Raw genomic sequence first — 26,299 nt, 5'->3', positions numbered from 1 at the left:
GGGCGGGGGTGCGGGCCCAGCGGGCGAGCGCCCGCAGCGCGGGCGCGCGGCCCCGGCGCGGCACCGTCCACAGGGTGTGGCCGGCCATGCCCCACCGGCTCAGCAGCGTGTTGGCGGCCATCGTCCCGCTGGTGGCGGCGCGCTCCATCAGCGCCACCGGCAGGTCCACCCGCACGTGGTCGCCGGCGACCACCAGCCACGGGTCGGGCCCGGCCACCTCGGGGCGGTGCCGGAACCCGCCGGGCGGGAACAGCGGGCAGTCGGCGCGCAGCTCGTGCCGGGCGTCCACGATCCGCGCCGCGCGGGTCTCGGGGTAGACGGTGTGCAGCTGGTCGAGCAGCCGGGCGCGCTCGGCGGCCTCGTCGCAGCCCTCGGGCAGCGCGTAGGCGTGCAGCTCCACCACCGACCCGCCGGTACGCCCCGCCCAGGCGCGGGCCTCGTCCTCGTAGCGCTCCAGCACGCTGACGTTGTCGAGCGTGGGGTACCCGGCGGTGCCGAGGAACCCGGGGCGGTCGGCGCGCACCGGGCGGTCCAGCCACAGCCGCGACACCAGGAACGGGGGAGCGGTGGGCACCCCCGCCGCCCGTGCGCGCCACGCCGCCGTGCCCAGCCGGGGCGACGCCTCGACCAGCGCGCGCAGCCCGCCGGGGTCGGCGGCCAGGACCACCGCGTCGACCTCCTCGGCCGGGCCGGCGCCGGTGCGCACCGCCCAGGCGCGCCGGGTGCCCGGCTCGATCCCGGTGACCGCGGCGCCGGTGCGCACCTCGGCGCCGCACGCCGCCAGGTGGGCGGCGAGCGGGTCCCACAGCGCCTGCGGGAACGGCGACCGGGGCACGTCGAACAGCAGGCCTTCGGCCGACCCGAGGAAGTAGATGTGGAACATCGCGGCCAGCTCCGCCGCCGACAGCAGGCGCGGGTCGGCGAAGAAGCTCCGGGTGAACACCTCGAACGCCAGGTGGCGGGCGCCCTCGGGGAACCGCACCAGGTCGAGGAAGGCCACCGCGTCGAGGCGGTCGAGCCGGTCGTACACCCCGGGCACGTCCACGTCGAGCAGCTGGAGCGCGGCCGGCACGTTGACCCCGGCGGTCGCCCGCGCGGTGAACCCGCTGCTGCGGGCGGCGAACGCGAGCGCGTTCCACGGGGGCGCGTCGGGCAGCCCGGCGAACCGGTCGATCCGGCCGTCGGCGTGCGCCAGCGGGTAGTCGGGCAGCGGCACCAGCATGCCCAGGTCGGGGTCGGCCCGCCGCAGCAGCGCCCGCAGGTTGTAGTACTGCCGGAAGAAGGCGTGGAAGCCGCGGCTCATGGTGGCCGCCGAGCCGTCGGCCAGGGTGGTGGACCAGCCGCGCAGCCGCCCGCCCAGGCCGTCCTCGCGCTCCAGCACGACGGTGCGCACCCCCCGCTCGGCCAGCGCGGTGGCGGCGGCCAGCCCGGCGATGCCCCCGCCGACCACGGCGGCGCGCGGCGGCACGGCCGGGCGGGCGCCCTGGGGCGCGGGCGGGGCGACGGGTTCGGCGCGCGGATCGCGGCCCGGCGCCGTCACGCGTGCTCCCCGGCCGGGCCCGGCGCCTCGGGCACCCGGCCCAGGAACGTGTGGGTGATCCCCCGCTGCCAGCCGGTCAGCGGCAGCGTGCGCACCAGATCCAGCCCTGCGGCGCGCATCCGTTCGCGCAGCGCGGCGGCGCCGTCGAACTCCAGCACGCTGCGCCACAGGTAGCGGTAGAGGTCGGCGCGGCCGGTGAGGGCGCGCCCGGCCGGGATGACCACGCTCCAGCAGACCGCCGTCCACACGGCACGCGCGGCGGCGGAGTCGGCGACGGAGTACTCGTGCAGGGCCACCCGGCCGCCGGGGCGCAGCAGCGACCGCATGACGGCGAGCGCGCGGTCGGGGTCGGGGCAGTTGCGCAGCAGGTAGGCGGCGAGCACGGCGTCGACCGGCCCGCCCAGGTGGGCGAGGGTCAGGTCCTCGGCGCGGGCGTGCACGAACCGCACCCGGTCGGGCCAGCGCTTGGCGCGGGCGGCGGCGAGCATGCCGGCGGAGGCGTCCACCCCGATGATCTCGGCGCGCGGCAGCTCCCGCGCCAGGGCGGCCGTGGAGGCCCCGGTGCCGCACCCCAGGTCCAGGACGCGCAACCCCTCGCCGCCGCGCGGCAGCCGGAGGCGGCGGGCCGACATCCGCAGGTGCCGGTGGTAGCCGGGGTTGGCGGCCACCAGCCGGTCGTAGGAGGGGGCGGCGGCGTCGAACTCGTCCGTCACCGCGCCCGTCTTCATGTCGCGTACCGCACCCGGCCTGGCTGGCATGGTCCCCCGTTCCGATCGTGGAGCGGCGTCCGCGGGCACCCGTGCGATGCTGTCGGCATGCGCGAGTTCGACGTGGTCGTCGTGGGCGGCGGCGCCGCTGGCCTGTCCCTTACCCGGCGCCTGGCGGGGGCGAACACCGTCCGCGCCGCGCTGGTGGAGCCGCCGCCCGGGCCGCTGCGCGCCCCGGTGCGCACGTGGTGCTTCTGGGAGCCCGACGGCGGCCCGTGGGACGCCGTCCTCGCCGCGCGGTGGGACCGGCTGGAGGTCGTCGGCCCCGACGGGCGGGGGCGCGCCGCCCCGGCCGCCCCGCTGGTGTACAAGATGCTGCGGTCCACCGACTTCGAGGCGCACGTGCGGGCCGGGCTGGGCGGCCGGGTGGCGGAGGTGGAGGCGGCGGTCACGGGGATCGAGGACGGCCCCGACCGGGCGGTGGTCCGGGCGGTGGACGCCGCCGGCGCGCCGGTGGAGCTGGCCGCCCGGTGGGTCTTCGACTCCCGTCCGCTGCCGGCCCTGCCCCCGGCGCGCACCACGCTGCTCCAGCACTTCCGGGGCTGGTTCGTGCGCACGCCCGATGCCGCGTTCGACCCGGACGCGGCGGTGCTGATGGACTTCCGGCCGCCGCAGCCGCGCAACGGGACCGCCTTCGGCTACGTGCTGCCGCTGTCGGAGCGGACCGCGCTGGTGGAGTACACCGAGTTCACCCGGGAGGTGCTGGACGACGCGGGCTACGACGCGGCCCTGCGCGACTACACCGGGCGGGTGCTGGGGCTGGGCCCGTTCGAGGTGACCGCGGTCGAGCAGGGGGCGATCCCCATGACCGACGGCCGGTTCCGCACCCGCGCCGGCCGCCGCGTGTTCCGCATCGGCACGGCGGGTGGCGCCACGCGGCCCTCCACCGGGTACACGTTCAGCGGGGTGCAGCGGCAGGCGGCGGCGGTGGCGGCCGCCCTGGCCGCCGGGCGGACCCCGGTGCCGCCGGTCCCGCACCGGCGGCGGCACCTGCTGATGGACGCGGTCCTGCTGCGCGCGCTCGACACCGGGCGGGTCGACGGGGCGGAGTTCTTCGCGCGGCTGTTCCGCCGCAACGCGCTCGCCGACGTGCTGCGCTTCCTCGACGGCGGCTCCGGGTTCGGCCGCGACCTGCGCATGGGCGCCACGGTGCCGGTGGCGCCCATGGCGCTGACCACGGCCGAGTACGCCGGGCGGCTGCTCACCGGACGGTGAAAGGGCGCCGGGGAATGGGCGGTGGAATTCAGCCGCCCTTTTCGGATATCGCCCCGGGTCAGCGGGGCTCCGGCGCGGAAACGGCGGCGGGAAATGGAGCGTTCTCCCGCGACCCCGGGTCAGCGAGGTAAAAGACGGGTAAAGTCCGACTATGGCTACTCGCTCCCCTGGACGTTTCGCAAGGTCAACGGCGCGGGCCGCGGCCATCGCGCTCGCCGCGGCCGTCGCCGCCGGAACCGGGCTCGCGGCGGCGGCGCCCGCCTCCGCCGCCGCGCCGGCCGCGCGCGAGAACCCCGCCGCATTCCTGTGGGGCGCCTCCGAACTGCGCGCCGGCGACTCCGGCCGCGAGGTCGAGGCGCTGCAGGAGCGCCTCATCGAACTCGGCTACTGGATCGACGCCCCCGACGGCGAATTCGGGGGGAACACCGTCCAGGCGGTCTACGCGCTGCAGAAGGCGGCCGGGATCGCCCGCGACGGCATCGTCGGCCCCGACACCCGCAAGGCCCTCGACGACGGCGTGCGCCCCTCCGCGGGCAGCTCCAGCGGCGACGTCATCGAGATCGACCTGGAGCGCCAGCTCCTGCTCGTCGTCTCCGACGGCGAGGTGCAGCAGACCTTCAACACCTCCACCGGCTCCGGCGAGACCTACGAGTCCCGCGGCGAGGAGGCGGTGGCCGTCACCCCCGTCGGCCAGTACAGCGTGTTCCGCGGCGTGGACGCCTGGGACCCCGGGCCGCTGGGCTCGCTGTACCGCCCCAAGTACTTCAACGGCGGCATCGCCGTCCACGGCTACCCGTCGGTGCCGCCGGTCCCCGCGTCGCACGGCTGCGCCCGGGTGAGCCTCGCGGCCATGGACTGGCTGTGGGAGAGCGGCCGCCTCGACAACGGCAGCACCGTCCTGGTGCGCTGACCCGCGCCGCGCGTCGAAGGGCCCCGGCCGGTTCCCCGGCCGGGGCCCTTCCGCGCGCGGTCAGACCTGGGACGACTCCTCCAGGCGCAGCGCGACGCCCAGGGCGAAGAGCGTCGGCGCCCAGTGGCCGATGAAGATGCCCCACCGGTCGGCGCGGTCGATGCCGGCGGGTTCCTTCTTCAGCGACAGCAGCCAGGTGGCGAAGCTGAGTCCGATGGACGCGGTGCCGGCGGTGAAGGCCATCTCGGACGTGACCCCGGCGTGGGAGAGCATCTTGATCATGGTGCCCCTCGGTTCGTGGCGGACGGTACGTGCGGCCGCTGACCCGTTCCGGGTAAAACCAAACCCAAGCCCGTGCGCGCCCGGACCGGTGCGCGCCGGTGCCGGACGCCCCGTCCGTCACCCCTCGGCGCCGGGGCGGTCGGCGGTGTAGGTGTCCATGACCACGCCGCCGTCGAACGCGCGCGAGGACGCGAGCGTGAACCGGTGCGGCGCGGACGCGGTGCCGAACAGCGGGATGCCCGCGCCCAGCGCCACCGGGTAGCGCTTGACGATCAGCTCGTCGATCTCGGGCAGCAGCGCACCGGCCAGCGCGCCGCCGCCGGAGAGCCAGAGGCCGAGCCCGGGGGCCCGCTTGAGCCGGCGCACCCCGGCCACCGGGTCGCCCGCCAGCAGGGCGACCTCGGGGTGGGGGTCGGCCGCGAGGGTGCGGGAGACGACGTACTGCCGCAGGTGGCGCCAGGGGCTGGGGGTGTTGGGGCCGGCCGCCTCGTAGGTGCGGCGGCCCATCAGCACGGTGTCGAACCGCCGGTTGGCGGCGCCGTCGAGCCCGGCCGCGGCGCGGTACGCCGTGGGGACGGTCTCCGGCATGCGGGTGTTGGCGTACTCCACCAGCCCGGCGGACCACGGGAAGAGGTCGGCCGTGCCGTCGGGCGCGGCGATGAGGCCGTCCAGGCTGGCGGCGACGTAGTAGGTGAGGGTGCGCACGGTGGCCTCCGGTGGTGTGGCGGATCTGTGGTCGGTCGGGCGGTCGGGCGGTGGCAAAGCGGTTCGCGGTCGGCGTGGTCGGTGAGCGGTCGGGTGGTGGGCGGTCGATGCCGGCCCCGCGGGGCTCCGCGGGACTCCGCGGGGCTCAGCGGCGGGTGCGGTAGCGCGGCAGCGGGCGCGGCCGGGGCGCCGGGCGCGGGTGCCGCGCGGGTGCGTGGTGCGGCCGGGCCGGTGCGCCGGGTCGCCCCGGGGCGGTGCCGGGGACGACGCCGCCCGGCGCGGGGCGGGTGGCCGGGACGGCGGAGGAGGGGTGTGCGGCTCGCATGGGCGGCTCCGATCATGGCGATGATGTGGCGACTCCACATGGAGTACTTCACTTGAAGTGGTCTCAAGGTAGTACTATGCCTGTAGTGCTGTCAATCGATCAAGGAGTCCGGATGCGCCAGAACCCGGAGCGCCGCGCGGCCCTCCTCGACGCCGCCATCGAGGTGCTCGCCCGCGAGGGCGCCCGCGGCCTCACCTTCCGGGCGGTCGACGCCGAGGCCGGCGTCCCCACCGGTACCGCGTCGAACTACTTCGCCAACCGCGACGCCCTGCTCACCCAGATCGGCGGCCGCTTCTACGAGCGGCTGCGCCCCGACGCGGCCGTCGTCGCCGACACCCTGGCGGGGCCGCGCGACCGCGCCAAGCTCACCGAGGTCATGCGCGCCACCGTCGGCCGGGTCGCCGACTTCCGCTCCGGGTTCCTCGCCCTGCTGGAACTGCGCCTGGAGGCCACCCGCCGCCCCGAACTGCGCGAGGTGCTCACCCGGCACATCCGCGCCGACCTCGACGCCAACACCGCCGCGCACACCACGTCCGGCCTCCCCGGCGACACCACCACCGTGGTCGGCCTCTGGCTGGCCCTGAACTGGCTGGTCGCCGAACGGCTCACCCTCCCCGACCTGTTCACCACCGAGGACACCGACCGCCTCGTCGCCGACCTGGTCGACCGCCTCACCACCACCGCCCCCGGAGGCGCCTCCGCCGACTAGCCTCACGCCGGGCTCACCACCACTCCGCACCCCCGCCCCCGAAGTCGGGGACATCTCCACCGGCTGGCCCCGCGTAGCGCTCACCGACGGCCCGGCCGACATGGGCGCCGAAGGCGGAGCCGTCCCCGCCGGTCGGCCCCGTGCCGCGCCGCGCTCACCGTGGAGGGGGCCGGCGCCGGACCCGGACGCGCGGAGGTCCGGCGCGCCGGCGCCCTCGCCCCACGGCCGCCCCGGGGCGCGACGAACCGGTTCGATCGCAGTACTCCCCAGCGGTGGCAGAATGCCGGGCATGTCCGCCACGACCACCCCCCGGGCGTCCCGGCGCCGACGCCGAGTGCTCCGCACCACCGCCGCCGTCCTCGTCCTCGCGGCCGCCGCCGTCTGGGCGGGGAACACCTCGCTGTGGGGGCCCGACCCCGAGGGCGGCCCGGGGGTGCTCGCCCACCGGGGGCTCGGCCAGACCTTCGACGTCGCCGACACCGACGCCGACACCTGCACCGCCGAGATCATCCACGAGCCCGAGCACGACTACCTGGAGAACACCCTGCCGAGCATGCGGGCGGCCTTCGACGCGGGCGCCGACGTGGTCGAACTGGACGTGCACATGACCGCCGACGACCGGTTCGCGGTCTTCCACGACTGGGAGGTCGACTGCCGCACCGACGGCACCGGCACCACCCGCGACCACACGCTCGCCGAACTCCAGCGGCTCGACATCGGCTACGGCTACACGGCCGACGGCGGACGCACCTTCCCGTTCCGGGGCGAGGGCGTCGGGCTGATGCCGTCGCTCGACGACGTGTTCGACGCGTTCCCCGACGAGGAGCTGCTGCTGCACGTCAAGAGTGAGGACCCGGCCGAGGGCGTGCTACTCGCCGACCGGCTGGCCGAACTGCCCGCCGAGCGCCGCGCGGCCGTCACCGTCTACGGCGGCGACGCGCCGATCGACGCGCTGCACGCCCGCCTGCCCGACCTCCGGGTGATGTCCAAGGGGCTCATGGTCGACTGCCTGCTCCGCTACGAGGCCGTCGGCTGGACCGGCCACGTCCCCGACGCCTGCGCCGGCCTCCAATTGCACATCCCCGAGGGGTACGGGCCGTGGCTGTGGGGCTGGCCCGACCGGTTCACCGCGCGCATGGCCGAGGTGGACACCCGGGTCGTCCTCGTCGCCGGATCGGGCGGCGCCTCCGAGGGCTTCGACACCCCCGAGGCCGTCGACCGCGTCCCCACCGGCTTCGACGGCCTCATCTGGACCAACACCGCCCAGGACACCGCCGCCCCCATCCGCGCCCGCTGACCCCCGCCCACCCGTTCCGCCCCGCCGTTTGCCCCATGGGGGCGGGGGTAGTGCCCGGGCGTGGAGGAGATCGAGGGGATGGACGACGTCGTGGTGGTGCCGTGTGAGGACGGGCCGCTGCTGGTGCGCGGGGCGTTCCGGATCCGCACGCAGGACGGTGAGGGCATCGACCCCGGGCGGCGTACCGTGGCGCTATGCCGATGCGGGGCGTCGGCGGTCAAGCCCTTCTGCGACGGAACCCATAAGCGCATCGGGTTCACCGCGCCCAGCGGGCCCGACCCCGTCGCGTGAGTGCTCGGTGGGCCCGACCCCGTCGGGTGAGTGGCCAGGGGGCCCGGTCCCGTCGGGTGGGCGGGTCGTGGGCCCCGTCCCGTTGGTTGGGTGGGGGGATGTGCGTCGGCGCAGGGTTCGCATCGAGTGGGCGGCCGTGCGCAGGCGGGAGCCCGCGTAGGCGACGCCCACCCCGCCGGCCTTCGCGGCGAACGCCGGCCACGCGCACACGGCGCGTTCGGCCACCCAGACCGGGGCCAGCAGCGACGCGGACAGCGGGAACACGGCGGCCCCGCCCGCGCGGCGCCGACCGGTCTCGGCCAGCGCCACCGCCGCGGCCGCCCCGGCCAGCAGCGGCAGCGGGCGGCGGCGCACCGCCGCCGCCACCGCCAGCGGGCCCACCGCCAGGAACAGCGCCATCCGTGCGGGCTGGGCGGTGTCGTCGTAGGCCTGGCGGAGCCGCTGCGACCAGAACCGGCCCGCGGTCGGCGGGGTCCGGCGGACGTACAGGTCGAGCGGGGCGGCCTCGGTGCCGCCGTGCGCCCGGACCGTGCGGATCAGCTCCAGGTTCTCGAACAGCACGTCGCCGTCGTAGCCGCCCATGGCGCGGAACGTCGAGCGGCGGACGCCGAACGTCCCCGGGTAGTCGCGGCCGAACCCCCGGTTGAGCAGGGTGCGCGCGGTGTCCCACCGGGCGTGCCAGGGCAGCGGGGCGAAGTAGTTCTGCGGGCGCACCAGGTCGGCGCCCCCGAGCAGGTCGACCACCCGCTCCAGCCCGGCGCGGTCGTAGCGGACGTCGTCGTCGGCGATGACGACCGCCTCGGTGCGGGCCAGCTCCACCCCGGTGTGCACGCCCTCGACCTTGCCGTTGCGGAACGGGCGCGGCGGGTCCGGCGGGACGTGCCGGACGAAGGACGACCACGCGCGGGCGTGCCGCAGGAAGGCGCCGCGGTCGGAGCCGTCGACCACGACGACGTCCGCGTACTCGGCCACCCCGCGCAGGTAGCCGGTCATCTCGGTCAGGTCGGCGCCGTCGTCCCACCGCAGGGGGACGACGTAGGTCAGCGGCGGCCGGGTCACGCCGGGACCCGGCCGGCGTCGGGGGCGCGCAGGGACGACTCGCCGCTCTCCCACGCCGTTAGCAGGTGCGCGGCGAACCGCCGGTCCAGCTCCAGCCCGGCGGCGGCGCCGAACAGCACAGCGGCGGCCTCCCCGGGGTGCTCCTCGGCGAACGACCCGCACAGGTCGTGCGCCGCGATCTGCTCGTGGACGGCGTCGGCCTGCACGTGCTCGTCGTAGAACCGGCGGGTGGCGGTGTCGCCGCCCAGCCGGCGCAGCCCCAGCGAGTACGCCCGGTTGGGCAGGGACGACGTCATCTCGAACGCGGCGAGCTGGCCCAGCAGCGCGCCGCGCCGCGACCGGTGCAGGCCGAACAGGGACATGGTGGTGCTCGCCGCCAGGGTGATCGCCGGGGCGGCGTCGACGTAGGCCCCGTAGGAGTCGTCCAGGCCGAGGCCGCGCAGCGTGTGCCGGAACAGTTCGCAGTGCATGAACTCGGCGCGCCCGCCGCCGTACTCGTCGGCCTGGATCTCCACGAGCGCCGCCTTGGTGCGGCCCCGCACGCGCGGGATCGCCCAGGTGTGCGGGTCGGCCTCCTTGAGGTGGTAGACCGACCGGTGCGCGGCGAACTCGCGGAACTGCTCCAGGGTGGCGCGGCGCTGGAGGTGGGCGGCGAGCGGGGGGCCGCTGTCGTCGGCGGTCATGCGGGCGAGGGCGCGCGGGACATCGGCGGGCGCCGTGTCGGGCGGCGGGGGGACGGCGTCGGCCAGCGCGGCGGCGTGGACCCGCTCCAGCCCGGCGCGCAGCGCCAGCAGCGACGGCTCCCACTCCCAGTCGGGGTCGACCCCGTCGAACCCGTCGTAGTGCAGTTCGTAGCAGATGAAGAGGGCCGCCTGGAGGTCCTCGTCCTCCAGGGCGTCGGCCGGGGCGGCGTGCGGCGCGGGCGGCATGGGTTCGACGGTGTGGACGGGCCGGGCCAGGTGCTCGACCAGTGCCTCGGTGATCGGACCGCGAGGTCGCGGCAGCTTCATGGGTCCCCCTCATCCGACCGGGCGTCCCCCGCTCCGGTGCGCGGGAGCGGCTACCCCGGGCGGCAGGGCGGAAACTCGCGGCCGGACGGGGCGGGACGGGGGAGAGGGGTGCAGGCCCCGGAGGGTCAGCCGGCGGCGGCGCCGTCGTCGAGCAGCCCGGCGTCGTGGGCCAGCAGCGCGATCTGCACCCGGTTGTTCAGGTCGAGCTTGGTCAGGATGCGCGACACGTGCGTCTTGACGGTCGGCACGCTGAAGTGCAGCTCCGCCCCGATCTCGGCGTTGGACCGGCCCCGGCCGACCGCCACCGCCACGGTCCGCTCCCGGTCGGTCAGCTGCGCCAGGCGCTCGCGCGCCCGCGCCCGCCGCCGGTCGTGGTCGGACTCGGCGACGCGGTCGATGAGCCGCCGGGTGACCGACGGCGACAGCACCGGCCGGCCCTGCGCCACCCGGCGCACCGCGTCCACGATCTCCTCGGGCGGGGTGTCCTTCAGCAGGAACCCGGCGGCGCCCGCGCGCAGCGCCCGCAGCACGTGCCGGTCGGCGTCGAACGTGGTGAGGATGACGACCTCGGGCGCCCCCGGGCGGGCGCGCAGCAGTTCGGTGCCCGCCAGCCCGTCCATGCCGGGCATGCGGATGTCCATGAGCACGACGTCGGGGGAGTGGCGGTCGACCAACTGGGGCACGTCGGCGGCGTCGCCGGCCTCGCCCACCACCCGCAGGTCGGGGGCGCCGCCCAGCATGAGCGCCAGTCCGGCGCGCACCAGCGGGTCGTCGTCGACGATGAGCACGCCGATGGGGGGCCGGTTCGGGGCGGTCGTCATGGCGGCCAGGGTAGCCAGGCCGCGAGCCGCCAGCCACCGGCGGCGGTCGGCCCGTGCTCGACGCGGCCGCCCGCCAGTGCCACCCGTTCGGCCAGCCCCACCAGCCCCTGGCCGGTCGCGGCCAGGGCGTCCGGGGCCTCCGGGGCGGGCACAGCGGGCGGGTCGGGCGGCGCGTTGCCCACCTCCACCGCCAGCCCCCGCCCCGGCCCGCCGGCCACGCGCACCTCGACCTCACCGCCGGGGGCGTGCTTGCGCGCGTTGGTCAGCCCCTCCTGCACGATGCGGTAGGCGGTGCGGCCGGCGGTGTCGGGCACGTCGCCCGCCACGTCGCGGTGGACGTCCACCCGCATGCCGGCGCGGCGCGACTCCTCGACGAGCGCGGACAGGTCGGCGAGCGCCGGGGTCGGCAGTTCGCCCACCGGGGCGCGCAGCACCCCGATGACCTCGCGCAGGTCCTGCAGCGCCCGGTGGGCGCTCTCCCGGATGACCCCGGCGGCGCGGGCCACATCCTCGGCCGGCATGCCGGGGCGGTATTCGAGGGCCCCGGCGTGCACGCTCAGCAGCGACAGCCGGTGGCCGAGCACGTCGTGGATCTCCCGGGCGATCGCGTCGCGCGCCTCGTGCTGCGCGCGTTCGGCGCGCAGCCGCGCCTCGGCCTCGGCGCGCACCGCCCGGTCCTTGAGCGACGCCACGAGGCGGCGGCGGGAGTGCACCACCAGGCCCCACGCGACCGCCGCCGCCTGGAGGACGGCGCCGAGCACCGCCAGCACCCCCGGCGGGACCTCGGGGTCCGGGCGCACCGCGACGTAGACGGCGACGGTCACCACGCTCAGCGCGAGGACGCTCAGCGAGACGCGCGGCGGCCGGTGCACCGCCACCGAGAACAGCGCCACCAGCATCGCGCCGGCCGTCAGATCCGACACCGCCGACACCAGGACCAGCACCACGGCCAGCGCGGTGGGCCACCGCCGGCGCAGCCACAGCGCGGCGCACGCCAGCGCCCCCGCCACCTGGTCGGCGGCGAGGAACCAGGCGGGGACGTATTCGGGCACCATGGTGGCGCGGACGTCGGCGGAGGCCCACACGCCGTAGCCCGCGGCCAGCGCGAACAGCGCCGCGTCCACGCACCAGTCGCGTGCGCCGCGCCGCCCGCCCCATCCCGCCGGTTCCGCCGGTTCCGCCACGCCTCCGAGCGTAAGCCGCGCGGCGGCGCCGCGGGAGCGGCCGGGCGCGGGACGGTACCGAAGTCGCGGCGGACGCGACTTCGGTCGCCCCCGCCGCCCGGAGGCGGCGACCCGCGTCGCCGATGACCGTGCCGACGGCCGACGCGCCGGGCCGGGTGCCGCGCCTAGCGTTGCGCCATGCTCCGAACCGCCCTGTTCATGCTCGGCGGGTTCCTGGTCCTCGCGGGGATCAGCGGAACCGTCGACCACCTCGTCGGCCAGCCCGTCATGGGCGTCCTCCTCAACGTGTTCAACCGCCTCGTGTTCCCCCTCATCGGCCCCCTGGAGGGGTACGAGGTGTACGCCAACCTGTCCGTCGCCGGGGTGGGGCTGGCGGTGCTGTGCGCGGCACCGCTGGCCCCCCGGACGTGACCGCCGGGGCGGGGCGCCGCGCCCGGTGGGCGGGGCGCGGGTGCGCGCTCGGGCTGCTCCTGCTCTCCCCGGTGTGCGCCGAGTACCTGACCGGCTACGACACCACGACCGGCGACCCCGTCGAGCTCGCCTCCGGCCTGCTGTTCTTCGTCCCGCTGTACGGGGCGCCGGCCCTGCTCATCCGCGAGGCGGCCCGCCGGTACGGCGTGCGGTGGCCGGGGGTGCTCGCCCTCGCGGCGGCGTTCGGGATCGTGCAGGCGGGCGTGGTCGACCAGTCCCTGTTCAGCGACTCCTACCGCGACATCCCCTACTGGCAGGACATGTACCTGCCGACCCTCATCGCCCCCATCGGGGTGAGCGCCTACAACGCGCTGACGTTCGTCGGCGGGCACACCATCTGGAGCTTCTCCGCGCCCATCGCCCTGGTCGAGGCGGCGGCCGCACCGGAGACGGCGCGGCGGCCCTGGCTGCGGTGGCCGGGGCTGGTCCTTACCGCGCTCGCCTACGCGGCGGCGGCAGCGGTCATCCTCTCCGACCACCTGCGGACCGAGACCGACCACGCCTCGCCCGCCCAGCTCGCCGGGGCGCTGGCCCTGGCCGGGCTGCTCGCCGGGTTCGCGTTCACCCGGGGGCGCCGCCCCCGGCCGCAGGCCCGACCGGGCCGGGTGCCGCCGCCCCTCGCGGTCGCGGCGGCGGCCCTCGCGGTGGCGTTGGGCGTGCAGTTCGCCCCTTCGACCTGGCCGGGCGTCGCGCTCGCGGTCACCCTCCTCGCGGGCGCGGCCGCCGTGGTGCCGATGGCGGCCCGCCGGCCGGGGTGGGGGCGGCGGCACGTCGCCGCCCTGGCGGCCGGGGCGCTGCTGGCGAACGCGGTCATCGGGTTCCTCGCCGTCCCCCTGGGCGACGTCGACCCGGTGGCCAAGCTCGCCCACAACGCCGTCCTCGGCGCGGGCGCCCTGGCCCTGGCGGCGTGGACCCTCCGAAGAGGCCGGTCCGAAACGGCCCCGGTGCCCCCGGCGCCACCGCCCCGCTGACGCCTGCCGCCCCAGCCGCCCGAAGGTGCGGATTCCCCTGTCCGCGAGGGGATCTTCTGTGAGACTCGGACGTCCCGGTGTGTCTTTGAAAGGGAACCCCCGTGAGCCCCTTCGTCCCTCCGCCCGGCGCCGTCCGGCCCCGCGCCCGCACCCCCTGGCTCCTGTACGCCGCGATCCCCGCCGCCTTCGCCGTGCTCGTGGGGAGCGGCGCACTCGGCTGGGTGCTGTGGTCCCAGCGGCCCGGGGGCGGCGAGACGGTCGTCCTGCAGCTCGGCCTCACCGGTGACACGGCCTCCGCCGAGGAGGTGGACCGGGTGGCCGACATCCTGCGGCGGCGCATCGAGGGCGTGGGGGCGGGGACCCCGGTCCTCACACCGGCGGGGGACACCCTCTCCGTCGAACTGCCGCGCGGCGTGGACCGCCGGGCGGCCGTCGCCCTGATGGTGCGGCCGGGGGCGCTGACACTCCACCCGGTCGTGGGGGTCTCCGGCGGAGCCTTCCCGGCCCCCGAACCGCCCCGGGACCGGAGTGGTGGACCGGGTACCGCCGGAACCGAAGGGGGGATCACCGAGGAGGAACTCCAGGAGCTCCTGGAGGCGGCCGAGGCCGACGCCGCGGAAACCGAGGACGTCGCCCTCGTCCTCCCCGACCCCGATGCCTCCCAGGACCTGCAGTTGGGTCCGGCCCGGATCGGCAACGCGGAGATCGCCACCGCCGAGGCCGCACCCGTCGAGGCGGGCTCCGGGTGGCAGGTGACCCTCACGTTCGACGACGAGGGCGGACCGGAGTGGACCCGGCTGACCGGCGAGGCGGCGTGCCACCCCCAGGGCGACCCCCGGCGCCGTGTCGCGGTGGTGCTCGACGAGGAGATCGCCACCGCGCCGGAGGTCATGGCCGACGTGGCCTGTGACGCCGGTGCCACCGACGCCCGCACGGTCGTCGCCGGCCGGTTCACCGAGGGGGAGGCGCGCACGCTGGCCGTCCTCGTCCAGGCGGAGGCCCTGCCGGTGGAGATCGCGCAGCGGGCCTGAGGCGGTGTGCCGCCAGCGGGGCGCGGGCGACCTTCCGGCGGTTGCCGACCCGTGCCATCCGGGGCACCGGCACGTGACGTCCCGAGGGGCGGGATCGGCGCCGGAGGGACAGGACAGCGGGGCGGTGGTTCTGGGAGAATCGCCCCCCGTCCGCCGACGCAAGGGAGCGCCGTGGCCCCCTCCGCTCCGCCCACCGGATCGGCTCCGCGCCGCTCGCGGTACCCGTGGCTCTACCTGGTCATCGCGGTCGCGGTCGCGGTCGTGCTCGCCGGGCTCGCGGTGACCGGCGCCGTCGTCGCCTGGCGGTCCTGGCCCGAGCGGCCCGGAGGCGGCGAGACGGTCGTGCTGCGGGTCGGCTCCCCGACCGACACGGTCGCTCCCGCGACCCTGGAGGAGGTCGCCGAGATCGCGCGGCACCGCGTCGAGGGCATGGGCGCGGGCGCTCCGGAGGTGTCGGTGGGGGAGGTCGACGTCACTGTCGAGCTGCCGCGCGGCGTGGACGCCGACGCGGCGGGGGAGCTCATGGCGCGCCCCGGCGAACTCACCCTCCGCCCGGTCCTGGGCGTGTCGAGGGAGGACGCCGCAGTGACCGAGTCGCAGACCGGCGACCCCGAGGTCGAACTCCACCTGCCCGACCCCGACAGCGACACGCTCCTCCACCTCGGCCCGACCGCCATCGGCAACGCCGATGTCGCGTCCGCCGAGGCCGCGGCCGGCCCGAACGGCGACTGGCAGGTCGGCCTGGTGTTCCACGACCAGGGCGGCGAGGCGTGGACCCGGATGACCGGCGACGCCGCGTGCCACCCCGTGGGCGACCGCCGGCGGCGCATCGCGATCGTGCTGGACGGTGAGATCCTCAGCGCGCCGGAGGCAGGCCCCGACCTGCGGTGCGATGCCGGGATCACCGAACCGGAGGCCGTCATCGCCGGGGACTTCACCCGGGCGGAGGCGGAGGAGCTGGCGAACCTGGTCCGGCTCGCCCCGCTGCCGATGGAGGTCGCGGTCCGAGAGTGAGGCGCGGCCCGCGGCCCGTGGGTCCGGGGGCGGCGCCGGTTACCCGGGCGGCCGGCCGATCCCGGCCGCCGCCCGAGGTGGCGTCCCGGCCGCGCCGGGCGCCGGGCCGTGCATCGGATGTGCACCTCATCGGCTGCCGAGCGGCAGCTCCACCAGTTCTTCCGGGAGCCGGAAGCCGGACCGCCGCCAGAGAGGGCTGCTCCGCTCCGAGGGCCAGGCGATCAGGGTTTCGAGGCCCGAGCCGCGCGAGTGCCGCGTCAGCGCCTCCAGGAGCGCGGAACCTGCTCCCTTGCCGCGCTGCGCTGGTGCGACATAGAAGTTCGTGACGTAACCGACCGGGGCGTCGTCGGTGTACGGATCGGGCACCCTCTCCACCAGGCAGAGGAAGACATGGCCGCAGATCTCGTCCCGGGTCTCCGCGACCCAGGCCAGCCAACGGCCGTCACTGAGCCGGTCGCGCATCCACTCCTCGGCCCCCTCCAGGGGCCGGGCCGGTGCCGGCGGCTCCCCCTCGTGCTCCTCCTGCTTGAACGCCCAGCGCATAGCGGCCAGGGACCGGGCATCGGTGGGTCGGGCCGGGCGCACGGTGAAGTCTGTGGTCATGAGCCGAGTCTCGCCTCCGCGCCCTGGTGAGACGATTCGATTTCTCCGTACGGGCCACAGGCACGCGCTGACGGCCGCAACGACCGCGCCGGGCGCGAACTGCGGACGGCCGATACCGGACGCGCGGTCACGGCGGGTGCCGCCCCGGTTCCGGTGCGGCAGCGCCGCTTCCGCGCCTCCGGGCGCCCCGGTGGCGGCCGACCCGCCGGGTCGGCCGGTCCACCCCGGGCCCCGTGTCCGGTATAACCGGAGGACCCGGACGCGTCGCACAGCGCCGAACGCCCACCGACCTCGACCGCGTGGAGCACTCCCTGATGGATTCCGAAGGAGCCCGGCTGGCTCCCCTCGCCCTGGACGACCCGGCCGAGATCGGGGCCTTCAAACTGATCGGCCGGCTCGGCGCCGGCGGAATGGGCGTCGTCTACTTCGGCCGCGACCCCTCAGGGCTGTCCGCCGCCGTGAAGACGGTGCGCGCCGAGTACGCCGCCGACCCCGGCTACCGCGCCCGCTTCGCCCGCGAGGTCGACCTCGCCAAGCGGGTGCGCGGCCGCTGCATCGCCCCGCTGCTGGCGGCCGGGCCCGACGACGACCGCCCGTGGCTGGCCGTCGCCTACGTCCCCGGCCCCACCCTGAGCACCCACATCGCCGAGCACGGCCCGCTGCGCGGCGGCGACCTGACCGCGTTCGCGGCCGGGCTCGCCGAGGCGCTCGCCGCCATCCACCGCGAGGGCATCGTCCACCGCGACCTCAAGCCGGACAACGTCATCCTGGCGCCCGACGGCCCCAAGGTCCTGGACTTCGGCATCGCCCAGGCCCTGGACGAGGTGTCGATGACGCGCATGGACGTCGTCGTCGGCACCCCCGGCTGGATCAGCCCCGAGCGCTACGACGGCCACCGCGCCGGCCCCGCCTCCGACATGTTCTGCTGGGGCGGCCTGGTCTCCTTCGCCGCGAGCGGCCGCCCGCCGTTCGGCACCGGCCCCGTCGAGGTCCTGCGGTACCGCACGGTCAACGAGGAGCCGGACTCCGCCGCCGAGCACCTGCCCGCCGCGCTGCACGACGTCGTCCGCCGCGCCCTGGCCCGCGACCCGGACCAGCGGCCCGACGCCGACACCGTGTTCGCCGCCATCACCGGCGAGTCGGTCGACGCCGCCGACACCTCGGCCGCCCAGGAGCACATGACCCGGGTGGCCACCCGCCTCATCGACGCCGACTGGCGCCTCGCGGTCACCGACTCCAGCGCCCTGTTCCCGGCCGAACCGGTGCGCGCCGCGACCGCGCGCCGCCCCATCACCTTCGCCGGGGTCGGCGTCCACGAGCCCGCCGCGCTGGCCGAACTCCTCCTCGCCCACCCGGAGCGCGCCGAACGGTGGCTGCGCGGCGACGGCTCGGGCCGGCTGCGCGAATGGCTGGACGACATCGGCGACGCCGTCTACGACCGCGACTACCTGCGCGGCATCGCCTCCCCCGAGCAGGCGGCGGTCGCCGTCACCGCGTTCGTCGCCGGGTACCTCCGCGACACCCCGCCCGTGTACCGGGGGCAGCGGGTCGACGTCGACGGGCTGCGCGCCCTCGCCGGCGGCGGGCCCCCGCAGCACCTGCTCCTCAGCGAGATCATCCTCAACGAGATCCCGCTCATCGCCGCCGCCCACCGGTGCGGCCATCCCGGGTGCGGTCCGCGCTGCCGCCGGCTGGAACGCATCGGCATGCGCACCCGGCCCGTGGTCGACGCCGTCCTCACCGAGACGGCCCGCATGGGGCTGCGCCCGGCCCCCGCCGAACGCGACCGCGCGGTCGCGCTGGCCGTCGTCACCGTGGACGACACCGAGCGGGGCGACACCGTCCGCGACGTGCGCCGCGCGTGGGCCGCCGTCGCCGTCCCGTGGTGGCGCGACATCGCGCTGCGCGCCCTCCGCGCCGACCCCACCACCGACCAGGGCCTGGTCGACCTCGTCCTCGCCCGGTTCACCGCCCCCTACGCCCGCACCGCCGCCGCCCCCGCCTGGCGCGGCGCCCTGTCGCCGCGCCGGCTGCTGTCGGTCGGCGGGCTGCGCGTGGGGCTGATGGCGTTCCTCATGTGGTGCCTCTTCGCCGCCGCCTGGAACGGCCTGCTGGTGGCCGGCGGCGTCGACGAGCCCCGCCCGCCCTTCACCGACCTGACCCCGGCGGCCCTGGCCGTCGCCTACAGCGCCGTGATGTGGCCCTTCTTCCTCATCATGGCGGTCGGGCTGGCGTTGATGCCGGCGCGGCGCAGAGCGGTCGGGGTGTTCGCCGGATCGGCGATCGCCCTGGTGTACGCGAGCGCGGCCCCGTTCGCGTCCGGCCTTGAGGTGATGGCGCCGGACGCCGTGCTGGTGCCGCTGCTCGACGCGGTCGGCGGCATGGGCGAGGGCGGCGCGGTGCCCCTGGTCGGCGCCGCGCTGGCCACCCCGCTGCTGTTCGTCTGGCTCCTCGCCACGCTGCCCCGCGACCCCGACCCCTACCGGGTGCCGGCGCCGTTCCTGCACCGCGCCGCCGCCCCGTTCCGGATGGCCGCCGCCGTCGTGGGCATCGCCCTGACGGTGTGGCTGCCGACGTGGGGCACCCTGATCACCTTCGCCTCGCTCACGCCCGAGTCGACCGAGCCCGGGTTTCCGGACGAGGTCCGCCAGGTGTTCGGCTCCCTCAGCGGGGCGCTGCTGCCGCTGGCCCTCGTCTTCGCCGTGCTGGCGTACGCCATGTGGCGGCGGATCGGCGGGCACGCCCTGTACCTCGGCGCGATCGCGGCGTTCTTCGGCTACGCCACCCTGGTGGAGCGGGCCATGGACCTCGGCGTCCCCGGCCTCGGCGGGCTGTCGGCGTGGCTGGTGCTGGAGCGGCCGGAGACGGGCGCGTGGGTGGGGCTGCTGACCCTGCCCGCCACCTGCGGGCTCGGCGTGTGGGTGGCGGAGCGCATGCTGCACCGCCGCAGGCCCCCGCGCCCTCTGGCGGGTCCGGGCGGCCACCCGGCCGCCGCTGCGGCCGCCGGGCCGTACGCGACCGGGCCGGTCGGCCACGGCACGGGGCCGACCGGGTTCGGCACGCCGTTCCCGGGCGGCACGCAGCCGGGATACGCCACCCCGTTCCCCGGCGCGGTGGGGGCGGGCTATGTCGCACCGAACGCCCAGGTGTCGGGCTTCCCGCCTGCCGCGCCGATGTCCGCGCGGCCGTCCGGGGCGCCGATGTCCGCGCCGCCTCCGGGCGGGTCGATGGCCACGCCGGTCCCGCCCCCGGTGGCGCCCACGCGCGTCCAGCCCGACCCGACCCGCCTCCAGCAGACCCGCGTCGACGCCGACCCCACCCGCCTCGGCGCCGACCCCACGCGCGTCGACCCGGAGCGCACCCGCATCGGCACCGACGCCACCCGCGTCGACCCGGGCCAGACGCCGCCGTCCTACCCGTCGGGTCCGAACGCGGCCACGCAGGTGGGCCCGGGTCAGTCCCCGCCGCCGTTCCCGGGCTCCCCGGACGCCGCCACGCGGGTGGCGCCGGGCCAGTCCCCGCCGTCCTACCCGTCGGGTCCGAACGCGGCGACGCGAGTGGGCCCGGGTCAGTCCCCGTCCCCGTTCCCGGTGAACCCCGATGCGGCCACCCGTGTCGGTCCGGGCCAGACGCCGCCCTCGTTCCCGGCGTCCCCGGACGCCGCGACGCAGGTGGGCCCGGGACAGATGCCGCCGTCCTATCCGTCGGGTCCGAATGCGGCGACGCAGGTGGGCCCGGGGTGGGGTGCGCCCGGTCAGCCGTCGGGGCCGAACCCGGCGACGCGGTTCGGCCCGGCGCAGCAGACCCCTCCCGCGCACCCGTCGGGGCCGCAGGAGGCGACGCGCGTCCAGCCCTACCCGGGGACCGCCGCGCAGCAGCCGCACACGGGCGCTCATCCCGCCGCCGCGCCGCCGTACCCGGACCCGGGAGCCGGTACCCCGCCGACCGGCGCGGTGCCGCCGTACCCTACGGGGCCCGGCGCGGGCGGTCCTCGCGCCGGGGGTGACGGGACGGCCGTCCCGCCGTACCCGGGGGTCCGCCCGGACACCGCGCAGCCGGACCCGGCGGCCCCACCGCCCTACCGGCCGCCGTCCGAGGAGACCCCGCCCCCGTACCGGCCCGCGAACGGCGAACCGCCGCCGCCCCCGCCCTACCGCCCGGCCGACGACGAGCCGCGCGACCCCCGCTGACCGGCACCGCCCCGGGGCCTCCCAGGCCCCGGGGCGGTGCCGTGTCCCACCCCGTCACACCGGCGCCGACGCACCGGCCACCGGACTCCACCCGACGCGGTAGGAGGCCCGTGCCCTTCCGGCAGCGGCCTCGCGGCGACCGCCGGGAACGGGCGGACGCCCCCCCCGGTTATCCACAGCCGGGGAAAATCCGCTGGCCGGAGGTCCGGGCGAGGGCCATCATGGGCGGGGACGGAGGAGGGGTCATGGACGGCGAGACCGTTGTGCTGTGGCGGCCCACCGGGCCCGAGGAGCTGGAGTCGGTGCGGGCGTCGGGGTGGACCGAGTGGCCGCCGCGCCTGCCCGAGCAGCCCATCTTCTATCCGGTGCTGAACGAGGACTACGCGGTCCGCATCGCCCGCGACTGGAACGTGCCGGCCGGCGGGGTCGGGTACGTGACCCGGTTCCGGGTGCGGCGCGCGTTCCTCGACGACTACGACGTCCAGCAGGCGGGCGGCCGCACCATCCTGGAGTACTGGATTCCGGCCGAGGACCTTCCGGAGCTGAACACGAACATCGTCGGCCGCATCGAGGTCGTCCGCGAGTTCCGCCCCGACGGCGAGGTGCCGTTGCCCTCGGGCGGGTCCGGGAGAGAATCGCGGCATGACTGACGACTGGCGGACCTCCGGCTACAGCAACCAGGCCGGTGGGCACTGTGTCGAGGTGGCTGAGACCCGCGAACGCGTGATGGTCCGCGCCACGGTGAACCGTGGCGCCGGCCACCTGGCCTTCCCCGTCGCGGAGTGGCGGGCGCTGCTCGCCGGCCTCGACCGCATGTGGTCCGGTGCGGTCGGCGCGTTCGCCGGGTGAACACGGCGGCCCGCCGTCTCGACGTGGGCGAGAGGGCGGGCCGCCGCGTTCGGCATGCTCGTCGGAACGTCCTACCGGCAGCGATCCGCGTCCGGACCGCAGAACTCGACCTCGGGATAGCGCGCCGACTGCCGGTCCAGCAAGGGCTGCCGCCGGTCGCGCAGGTGCAGGTCGAAGAACGCCCGGACGTACCTGCGGGTGATGTCCACGGAGCGGGTCCCTTCGAGGTCGCTGCCGTAGTCGAGGCCGATCTGCTGGGTCAGCATGTCGTAGTCGGTGAAGGACGGGTGCACGGCCCCGTTCACCACGAGCATGCGCTTCCACCCGGTCAGGCGCGGCCAGTTGCGGGTCCACGAGTCGTCGCCTTCGGGCACGGCCGCCGCCCCGAAGAGCAGCAACGGCCCCGGCATCCCGCTCTCGGGCAGGTCCTTGAACATCGTGCCGTCGAGGTTGACCCCGGCCAGCACCCTCGGGTCGGTCAGCATGGTCTCACCGACGCTCGAACCGCCGAGGGACATGCCCGCCATGGCGATCCTGGAGGGGTCGATCAGCTCGGCACCCGCCCAGTCCGGTTGCGGGGCGGTCAGCTCGTCGAGCACGAAGGAGACGTCGCGGGCGCGGCTCTCCACGACCTCCCTCTCGAAGTCGGGCGTTCCGGTCCGCTCGCATGCGGCGCAGGTGGCGACCCGCCCGTCGGGGAACGTCGTGGCGTGGTTCTCATAGGTGTGGTCGATCCCGGCCACGACGTAGCCTCGGCTCGCCAGTTCCTCGGCCAGGGAGGACAGTGAGCTGCGGGGCCAGGTGAAGCCGGGGGAGAGCACCACGAGCGGGAGCCGGTGCCTGCCTCCCACCGGTTCGGCGTCGGTGGAGGCGTTGGTCCTCGTCCTGCTCAGCACGTCCGGCGGCACGCCGGTGATCCCGGAACCCTCCAGGAGCAGTTCCGATTCCACGGGCGACACGTACCGCGCCCGCTGCGTGCCAGGTGAGCTCGCCGGATACCACAGGGAGACCATGAGTTCCCGGGTCTGCGCCGAGGGGACCCAGGGGTCCGCCCGCGCGTCGTCGTTCAGGTGCAGCGACGTGGTGCCGACCGGATGGGAACCGGTCGGCTCGGGCAGGTACGGCGCGGCCATGGCATCGGCGCGCTCGGCGGCCACCTCACCCGGGGCGGCGACCGCGACGGCGGCCAGGGCGGCGAACAGGGCGGCGACAGCGGTCAGGCGGCGCGCCCTCGCCGCCGTACGGGTGCCGTACCGCGGGAACGCGGTTGCTGTGTGTGCCGCCGGCTGGAGGTCTCGATGGGGCATGGGGCCATCCTGATGAACCGCCCCGGTGCCGAACATCGGCCTGAAGAACGGATTCCGCGCTTCGCCGCCGTCCTTTCGGCCGGTTGCGCGCGGGGGCGTGCGGCGACTAGCGGTTCATGGCGAGCGGTTGGCGGACTCCCGGCCACGGCGACGCCACGGGTGGCGGTGTGGAGTGCCGGACGCCTGATGGGCGGCGGGTGCAGGTGCGGGACACGGTGAACCGTGGTGCCGGGTACCTGGCCTTCCCCGTCGGGAGTGGCGGGCGCTGCTCGCCGAGCTCGACCGGATGTGAGTCCGGCCGGGGCCCTCCGGGTGGTGGGCCCCGGCGCGGTGTGGGTCAGTCGCCCTGCCAAGCGGGGCGCTGCTTGGTGAGGAAGGCGTCCACACCCCTGTGGAAATCGTTGCTGCCGAACACGCGGTCGACGATGTCGTCGCCCTCCGGGACGTTGGCGCGGCGCAGGCGGCGTACCGCCTCCTTCGCCGCCCACATGGTCAGCGGGGCGTGCCCGAGGAGCCGCCGGACGGTGGCGTCCACGGCCGCGTCCAGGCCGCCGTCCTCCGCCAGTTCCGCGACGAACCCCGCCGCGTGCGCCTCCTCGCCGGTGAGCAGCCGCGCCCGCAGCAGCAGGTCCAGCGCCCGCGCCGGCCCCAGGTGGTGCACCAGCAGCGCGTGGCTGTCCATCGACAGGCAGTTGCCCAGCGTCCGCGCCACCGGCACGCCGAACCGCGCCGTCGGGTCCGCGATGCGCAGATCGCACACCGCCGCCACCAGCAGTCCGCCGCCCACGCACGGCCCGCGCACCGCCGCCACCGTCGGCACGTCGACCGACTCCAGGCGGCGCACCACGCGGCCGATCCGCCGCTCGTAGTCCACCCCGTCCGCCCCCGAGGTGAACCCCGCGAACTGGGCGATGTCGGTGCCCGCGACGAACGCCTCGCCGCCCGCCCCGCTCAGCACCATCACCCGGATGGCGGGATCGGCGTCGGCGCGCTCGCACGCCTCGAACAGCCCCTCGTACATGGCGAACGTCATCGCGTTGCGCACCTGGGGCCGGTTGAAGACCACGCGCAGCACGGGTCCGTCGGCCTCGACCAGCAGTTCGGGTTCGGGTCCGGGATCGGTCATGGGGACCGCCTTTCTGGTTCGTCGCAGTGTCTCGTCCGGGCCGGGCGCCGGGCCCGGCGGGGCGGGGCGGGCGCCCCGGCGGGTCCCGGGGGCCGGGGACGGGGCGGGCCGCCCTCTCCGCCTTCCGCGACCGCTCCCGCCGGGGCCGCCCGGGTCACCCCGCCGCCACGGCGCCGCGCTCCAGCAGGGCGCCGATCTCGGCCTCGGTCCACCCGGCCGCCGCCAGGATCTCCACCGTGTGCTCGCCGAGGGCGGGCCCGGCGGGGCCGCGGCGGGTGCCGCTGTCGGACAGCCGCATGGGCGACCCGATCTGCCGCACCGCCCCCAGGCCGGGGTGCTCGGCGTCCCAGAAGAACCCGCGCGCGTTGAGGGCGTCCTGCTCGAACGCCTCCCCGGTGGAGTTGATCGGGGCGCACGGCACCCCCTCGGCGTCGAGCACCGCCACCAGCTCCGCCGTCGATCGCCGCATGGTGACCCGCTCGATCGCCGGGATCAGCTCGTGCCGCAGCGACCGCCGCTCCTGGGCGTCCGCGAACCGGGGGTCGGCGTAGAGGTCGTCCAGGCCCAGGGCCGTGCAGAAGCCGCGCCAGGTGTTCGGGGTGATCGCGCCGACCGTCACCCACCCGTCGGCGCTGCGCACCGCCTGGTAGGGCGCCGACTTCTGGTGCGCCGACCCGCCGGGCCGCCCGCTCTCGCCGGTCGCCCAGTAGGTGGCGGCCTCCCACACGGCCAGGGAGATGCCCGACTCCAGCAGCGACACGTCCACGAACTGGCCGCGCCCGGTGGCCTCGCGGGCGCGCAGCGCCGCCAGCACCCCCATGGCGGTGTACAGCCCGCACACCAGGTCGCACACCGGGACGCCCAGCTTGACCGGGTCGCCGTCGGGCGTGCCGGTGATGCTCATGAGCCCGGCGCGCGCCTGGGCCATGATGTCGAGCCCCGGCCGGTCGGCCAGCGGGCCGTCCTGGCCCCACCCCGACGCCGACGCGTACACCAGGCGCGGGTGGCTCTCGGCGAGGTCGGCGTAGCCCAGCCCCAGCCGCGCCAGGGCGCCGGGGCGCAGGTTCTCCACGAGCACGTCCGCCCCGTCGATGAGGCGGCGCAGCACGGCCACCCCCTCCTCGGTCTTCAGGTCCACGGCCAGCGACCGCTTGTTCCGGTTGATCCGCAGGAACGGGGAGCTGTGCCCGTCGAGGAACGGGCCGAGCGCGCGCACGGCGTCACCCCCCTTGGGGTGCTCCACCTTCACGACGTCGGCCCCCAGGTCGGCGAGCTGCATGGTGGCGAACGGGCCGGCCATGAAGACCCCGACCTCGATCACGCGGACGCCGGCGAGCGGGAGCTTGGGGTCAACGGGGGTCGGGTGTTCCGGCATGATGGAGCCTCCTGGCGGGACGGGTCCGCGGCGCCGACCGGCGCCGCCGCGGGCGGACTATTGTCGACAATAGAGAGACGTTCGGGGGTGGCCCCGGGGCGCGCACCCGCGCCGCCCGGCCCGCCGTCCGCGACGGCGAACCGAGGAGGGCACATGGCCGTGACCGGCGAGGAGCGCCCCGGCGGCGGGCACCGCATCGTCAAGCCCCCGAGCATGGTGGAGCTGGCGGCGGCGTCGGTGCGGCGGATGATCCTCGGCGGCACGCTCCTGCCCGGGGACCGGGTGATCGAGAACCGGCTCACCGAGGAACTGGGCATCAGCCGCCCCCCGCTGCGCGAGGCGCTGCGGATGCTGGAGCACGAGGGGCTGATCCGGCAGTCCCCGCACCGGGGGGCCGTGGTCACCCCGCTGACCCTGCACGACGTGTACGAGATCGTCACCTTCCGCCGCGAGCTGGAGCGGATGGCCGTCACGCTGGGCATCCCGGTGGTCGAGGAGTCGCGGCTGGACCGCTGCTGGGAGGCCGTCCGGCGCATGGAGCAGGCCGCCGACCGCCGGGACGAGGCCGCGCTGTCGGAGACCAACTTCGACTTCCACCTGGCCGTGGTCGGGCTGGCCGGGCACCAGCGGCTGGAGACCGCCTACCGCTCCCTGCAACTGCAGATGCAGCTCTGCATGGCGTTCAACCGCAACGCGCGCGCCCAGCGCAGGGAGAGCGCCGGCGCCAACGTGCTGCGGCACCGGCGCCTGCTCCGGGTGATCGAGAACGGGGACCCCGACGAGGTCCTGGCCGAGCTGGAACAGCACGGCGACCGCACCTTCCTCGACGACCTGCCCGACACCCTCGACCCCGGCAGCGCCCAGGCGCAGCGGTGGCTGGAGGCCGAGCGGGCGCGCTGACCGCGCGGCGGCGCGGCGCGCACGGCCCGCGCGCGCCGCGCCGCCCGCTGTGCGGGCGCCCCGCCTCCGACCGGCCACCGCCGCCTCCTCCCCGAGGGACGCGCCGCGCCGCCGCGCGGGCGGCGGCGCGGCGGCCCGCGGCCTCCGCTGGGTCGTTCCTCGGATCATCCCGGGCCCGCGGCCGCGCGCCCCTGGGGAGCGCCGCGCCGATCGGCTCGGCCGGCCGGCCGAGGCCGGACCTTGCGGACCGGCCTGCGCGCACTAGCCGCCCCCGCTGCTCCGGCCGGCGAGGCGGGCACAGCGGGAGCGCGGCCGCTCACCGACCCGGAACCCTCCGTAGGACCCCT

25 protein-coding genes are annotated in these 26,299 nt (G+C 76.5%); 13 read left to right on the top strand and 12 right to left on the bottom strand.

Going from position 1 to position 26,299, the window contains the following annotated elements; translation table 11 throughout:
* Together NT8_RS14960 and NT8_RS14955 are read right to left on the bottom strand one after the other, a co-directional pair.
* The coding region (locus NT8_RS14960) for an NAD(P)/FAD-dependent oxidoreductase (RefSeq protein WP_067969454.1) at positions 1-1,540 on the bottom strand (1,540 nt) is incomplete at its 3' end.
* Positions 1,537-2,268 carry a class I SAM-dependent methyltransferase gene (locus NT8_RS14955; protein ID WP_067969452.1) on the bottom strand — a complete coding sequence of 244 codons (732 nt, stop codon included), beginning with the start codon at positions 2,266-2,268 and terminating at the stop codon, positions 1,537-1,539. The genes NT8_RS14955 and NT8_RS14960, both read right to left, overlap by 4 nt.
* A gap of 87 nt (positions 2,269-2,355) precedes the next feature.
* Between NT8_RS14955 and NT8_RS14950 the strand changes: the two genes are divergently transcribed.
* The gene (locus NT8_RS14950; protein ID WP_067969447.1) at positions 2,356-3,522 is read left to right on the top strand and encodes a lycopene cyclase family protein; all 1,167 of its coding nucleotides are present in this window, start codon (positions 2,356-2,358) and stop codon (positions 3,520-3,522) included.
* Between the two features lie 151 nt (positions 3,523-3,673).
* Positions 3,674-4,432 carry a L,D-transpeptidase family protein gene (locus tag NT8_RS14945; RefSeq protein WP_067969445.1) on the top strand — a complete coding sequence of 253 codons (759 nt, stop codon included), beginning with the start codon at positions 3,674-3,676 and terminating at the stop codon, positions 4,430-4,432.
* A gap of 60 nt (positions 4,433-4,492) precedes the next feature.
* Here the strand turns inward: NT8_RS14945 and NT8_RS14940 are convergent, their stop codons facing one another.
* On the bottom strand, positions 4,493-4,714 hold the full coding sequence (locus NT8_RS14940; RefSeq protein ID WP_067969443.1) for a hypothetical protein: 222 nt from the start codon (positions 4,712-4,714) through the stop codon (positions 4,493-4,495).
* Between the two features lie 117 nt (positions 4,715-4,831).
* Entirely contained in the window at positions 4,832-5,419 is a 588-nt protein-coding gene (locus tag NT8_RS14935) for a dihydrofolate reductase family protein (RefSeq protein WP_067969441.1), read from the bottom strand.
* Positions 5,420-5,856: 437 nt separating this feature from the next.
* On the opposite strand from NT8_RS14935, the gene NT8_RS14930 reads away from it, so the two are divergent.
* The 3 genes from NT8_RS14930 (at position 5,857) to NT8_RS31475 (ending at position 8,041) form a co-directional block, all read left to right on the top strand.
* Complete coding sequence (locus NT8_RS14930; protein ID WP_067969438.1) at positions 5,857-6,453, top strand: TetR/AcrR family transcriptional regulator; 597 nt, start codon at positions 5,857-5,859, stop codon at positions 6,451-6,453.
* 289 nt (positions 6,454-6,742) lie between these two features.
* Positions 6,743-7,750, top strand: coding sequence for a glycerophosphodiester phosphodiesterase family protein (locus tag NT8_RS14925; RefSeq protein ID WP_067969478.1), 1,008 nt, complete (start codon positions 6,743-6,745; stop codon positions 7,748-7,750).
* 78 nt (positions 7,751-7,828) lie between these two features.
* On the top strand, positions 7,829-8,041 hold the full coding sequence (locus tag NT8_RS31475) for a CDGSH iron-sulfur domain-containing protein (RefSeq protein WP_084468951.1): 213 nt from the start codon (positions 7,829-7,831) through the stop codon (positions 8,039-8,041).
* Here the strand turns inward: NT8_RS31475 and NT8_RS14920 are convergent.
* From NT8_RS14920 to NT8_RS14905, 4 genes are all read right to left on the bottom strand, one after another.
* Positions 7,943-9,100 carry a glycosyltransferase gene (locus NT8_RS14920; RefSeq protein ID WP_217999191.1) on the bottom strand — a complete coding sequence of 386 codons (1,158 nt, stop codon included), beginning with the start codon at positions 9,098-9,100 and terminating at the stop codon, positions 7,943-7,945. The genes NT8_RS31475 and NT8_RS14920 overlap by 99 nt on opposite strands.
* Positions 9,097-10,110, bottom strand: a complete 1,014-nt coding sequence (locus NT8_RS14915; protein WP_067969435.1) for an iron-containing redox enzyme family protein — start codon at positions 10,108-10,110, stop codon at positions 9,097-9,099. The genes NT8_RS14920 and NT8_RS14915 overlap by 4 nt, the downstream gene beginning before the upstream one ends.
* Before the next feature lie 125 nt (positions 10,111-10,235).
* Positions 10,236-10,931 (bottom strand): response regulator transcription factor, encoded by a 696-nt coding sequence (locus tag NT8_RS14910; RefSeq protein ID WP_067969431.1) that lies wholly within the window; start codon positions 10,929-10,931, stop codon positions 10,236-10,238.
* Positions 10,928-12,115, bottom strand: coding sequence for a sensor histidine kinase (locus NT8_RS14905; RefSeq protein ID WP_245646188.1), 1,188 nt, complete (start codon positions 12,113-12,115; stop codon positions 10,928-10,930). Before NT8_RS14905 ends, NT8_RS14910 begins: the two co-directional genes overlap by 4 nt.
* 177 nt (positions 12,116-12,292) lie before the next feature.
* Between NT8_RS14905 and NT8_RS14900 the strand changes: the two genes are divergently transcribed.
* The 4 genes from NT8_RS14900 to NT8_RS14885 all read left to right on the top strand — a co-directional run bounded on the left by NT8_RS14900 (position 12,293) and on the right by NT8_RS14885 (position 15,602).
* Complete coding sequence (locus tag NT8_RS14900; RefSeq protein ID WP_067969428.1) at positions 12,293-12,526, top strand: hypothetical protein; 234 nt, start codon at positions 12,293-12,295, stop codon at positions 12,524-12,526.
* Positions 12,523-13,557: a hypothetical protein gene (locus NT8_RS14895; protein WP_157515832.1), complete on the top strand. Its 1,035-nt coding sequence runs from the start codon at positions 12,523-12,525 to the stop codon at positions 13,555-13,557. Before NT8_RS14900 ends, NT8_RS14895 begins: the two co-directional genes overlap by 4 nt.
* Before the next feature lie 101 nt (positions 13,558-13,658).
* Positions 13,659-14,588: a SecDF P1 head subdomain-containing protein gene (locus NT8_RS14890; protein ID WP_067969424.1), complete on the top strand. Its 930-nt coding sequence runs from the start codon at positions 13,659-13,661 to the stop codon at positions 14,586-14,588.
* Positions 14,589-14,759: 171 nt separating this feature from the next.
* On the top strand, positions 14,760-15,602 hold the full coding sequence (locus NT8_RS14885) for a SecDF P1 head subdomain-containing protein (protein ID WP_067969423.1): 843 nt from the start codon (positions 14,760-14,762) through the stop codon (positions 15,600-15,602).
* A 126-nt stretch (positions 15,603-15,728) separates the two neighbouring features.
* Here NT8_RS14885 and NT8_RS14880 read toward each other — a convergent pair whose 3' ends face one another.
* The gene (locus tag NT8_RS14880) at positions 15,729-16,205 is read right to left on the bottom strand and encodes a GNAT family N-acetyltransferase (RefSeq protein WP_067969421.1); all 477 of its coding nucleotides are present in this window, start codon (positions 16,203-16,205) and stop codon (positions 15,729-15,731) included.
* A 314-nt stretch (positions 16,206-16,519) separates the two neighbouring features.
* Here NT8_RS14880 and NT8_RS14875 point away from each other — a divergent pair, with 314 nt between their 5' ends.
* The 3 genes from NT8_RS14875 (at position 16,520) to NT8_RS14865 (ending at position 21,244) form a co-directional block, all read left to right on the top strand.
* Positions 16,520-20,395, top strand: coding sequence for a serine/threonine-protein kinase (locus tag NT8_RS14875; protein ID WP_067969419.1), 3,876 nt, complete (start codon positions 16,520-16,522; stop codon positions 20,393-20,395).
* Positions 20,396-20,640: 245 nt separating this feature from the next.
* Positions 20,641-21,045 carry an ADP-ribosylation/crystallin J1 gene (locus NT8_RS14870; RefSeq protein WP_067969416.1) on the top strand — a complete coding sequence of 135 codons (405 nt, stop codon included), beginning with the start codon at positions 20,641-20,643 and terminating at the stop codon, positions 21,043-21,045.
* Positions 21,038-21,244, top strand: a complete 207-nt coding sequence (locus tag NT8_RS14865) for a DUF397 domain-containing protein (RefSeq protein ID WP_067969413.1) — start codon at positions 21,038-21,040, stop codon at positions 21,242-21,244. Before NT8_RS14870 ends, NT8_RS14865 begins: the two co-directional genes overlap by 8 nt.
* A 71-nt stretch (positions 21,245-21,315) precedes the next feature.
* Here NT8_RS14865 and NT8_RS14860 read toward each other — a convergent pair whose 3' ends face one another.
* The 3 genes from NT8_RS14860 to NT8_RS14850 form a co-directional block, all read right to left on the bottom strand.
* Positions 21,316-22,551 carry an alpha/beta hydrolase family protein gene (locus NT8_RS14860; protein ID WP_157515829.1) on the bottom strand — a complete coding sequence of 412 codons (1,236 nt, stop codon included), beginning with the start codon at positions 22,549-22,551 and terminating at the stop codon, positions 21,316-21,318.
* A gap of 337 nt (positions 22,552-22,888) precedes the next feature.
* Entirely contained in the window at positions 22,889-23,677 is a 789-nt protein-coding gene (locus NT8_RS14855; RefSeq protein ID WP_067969410.1) for an enoyl-CoA hydratase/isomerase family protein, read from the bottom strand.
* A gap of 154 nt (positions 23,678-23,831) precedes the next feature.
* Complete coding sequence (locus NT8_RS14850; protein ID WP_067969407.1) at positions 23,832-25,052, bottom strand: CaiB/BaiF CoA transferase family protein; 1,221 nt, start codon at positions 25,050-25,052, stop codon at positions 23,832-23,834.
* 153 nt (positions 25,053-25,205) lie between these two features.
* Here NT8_RS14850 and NT8_RS14845 point away from each other — a divergent pair, with 153 nt between their 5' ends.
* Positions 25,206-25,952 carry a GntR family transcriptional regulator gene (locus NT8_RS14845; RefSeq protein ID WP_067969404.1) on the top strand — a complete coding sequence of 249 codons (747 nt, stop codon included), beginning with the start codon at positions 25,206-25,208 and terminating at the stop codon, positions 25,950-25,952.
* Positions 25,953-26,299: the final 347 nt, after the last annotated feature.

The organism is Nocardiopsis trehalosi NBRC 14201 (assembly GCF_001552555.1).
Classification (GTDB): domain Bacteria; phylum Actinomycetota; class Actinomycetes; order Streptosporangiales; family Streptosporangiaceae; genus Nocardiopsis_B; species Nocardiopsis_B trehalosi.
This window is presented reverse-complemented; position numbering and strand designations above follow the sequence as displayed.

What these genes read in the sequence shown, in the direction of transcription:
- NT8_RS31475 (WP_084468951.1), top strand. Translation starts at nt 7,829, where the DNA reads ATGGACGACGTCGTGGTGGTGCCGTGTGAGGACGGGCCGCTGCTGGTG.
- NT8_RS14850 (WP_067969407.1), bottom strand. Translation starts at nt 25,052, where the DNA reads ATGCCGGAACACCCGACCCCCGTTGACCCCAAGCTCCCGCTCGCCGGC.
- NT8_RS14865 (WP_067969413.1), top strand. Translation starts at nt 21,038, where the DNA reads ATGACTGACGACTGGCGGACCTCCGGCTACAGCAACCAGGCCGGTGGG.
- NT8_RS14875 (WP_067969419.1), top strand. Translation starts at nt 16,520, where the DNA reads ATGGATTCCGAAGGAGCCCGGCTGGCTCCCCTCGCCCTGGACGACCCG.
- NT8_RS14855 (WP_067969410.1), bottom strand. Translation starts at nt 23,677, where the DNA reads ATGACCGATCCCGGACCCGAACCCGAACTGCTGGTCGAGGCCGACGGA.
- NT8_RS14845 (WP_067969404.1), top strand. Translation starts at nt 25,206, where the DNA reads ATGGCCGTGACCGGCGAGGAGCGCCCCGGCGGCGGGCACCGCATCGTC.
- NT8_RS14915 (WP_067969435.1), bottom strand. Translation starts at nt 10,110, where the DNA reads ATGAAGCTGCCGCGACCTCGCGGTCCGATCACCGAGGCACTGGTCGAG.
- NT8_RS14910 (WP_067969431.1), bottom strand. Translation starts at nt 10,931, where the DNA reads ATGACGACCGCCCCGAACCGGCCCCCCATCGGCGTGCTCATCGTCGAC.
- NT8_RS14955 (WP_067969452.1), bottom strand. Translation starts at nt 2,268, where the DNA reads ATGAAGACGGGCGCGGTGACGGACGAGTTCGACGCCGCCGCCCCCTCC.
- NT8_RS14880 (WP_067969421.1), bottom strand. Translation starts at nt 16,205, where the DNA reads ATGACCACAGACTTCACCGTGCGCCCGGCCCGACCCACCGATGCCCGG.
- NT8_RS14870 (WP_067969416.1), top strand. Translation starts at nt 20,641, where the DNA reads ATGGACGGCGAGACCGTTGTGCTGTGGCGGCCCACCGGGCCCGAGGAG.
- NT8_RS14940 (WP_067969443.1), bottom strand. Translation starts at nt 4,714, where the DNA reads ATGATCAAGATGCTCTCCCACGCCGGGGTCACGTCCGAGATGGCCTTC.
- NT8_RS14930 (WP_067969438.1), top strand. Translation starts at nt 5,857, where the DNA reads ATGCGCCAGAACCCGGAGCGCCGCGCGGCCCTCCTCGACGCCGCCATC.
- NT8_RS14860 (WP_157515829.1), bottom strand. Translation starts at nt 22,551, where the DNA reads ATGCCCCATCGAGACCTCCAGCCGGCGGCACACACAGCAACCGCGTTC.
- NT8_RS14950 (WP_067969447.1), top strand. Translation starts at nt 2,356, where the DNA reads ATGCGCGAGTTCGACGTGGTCGTCGTGGGCGGCGGCGCCGCTGGCCTG.
- NT8_RS14925 (WP_067969478.1), top strand. Translation starts at nt 6,743, where the DNA reads ATGTCCGCCACGACCACCCCCCGGGCGTCCCGGCGCCGACGCCGAGTG.
- NT8_RS14900 (WP_067969428.1), top strand. Translation starts at nt 12,293, where the DNA reads ATGCTCCGAACCGCCCTGTTCATGCTCGGCGGGTTCCTGGTCCTCGCG.
- NT8_RS14945 (WP_067969445.1), top strand. Translation starts at nt 3,674, where the DNA reads ATGGCTACTCGCTCCCCTGGACGTTTCGCAAGGTCAACGGCGCGGGCC.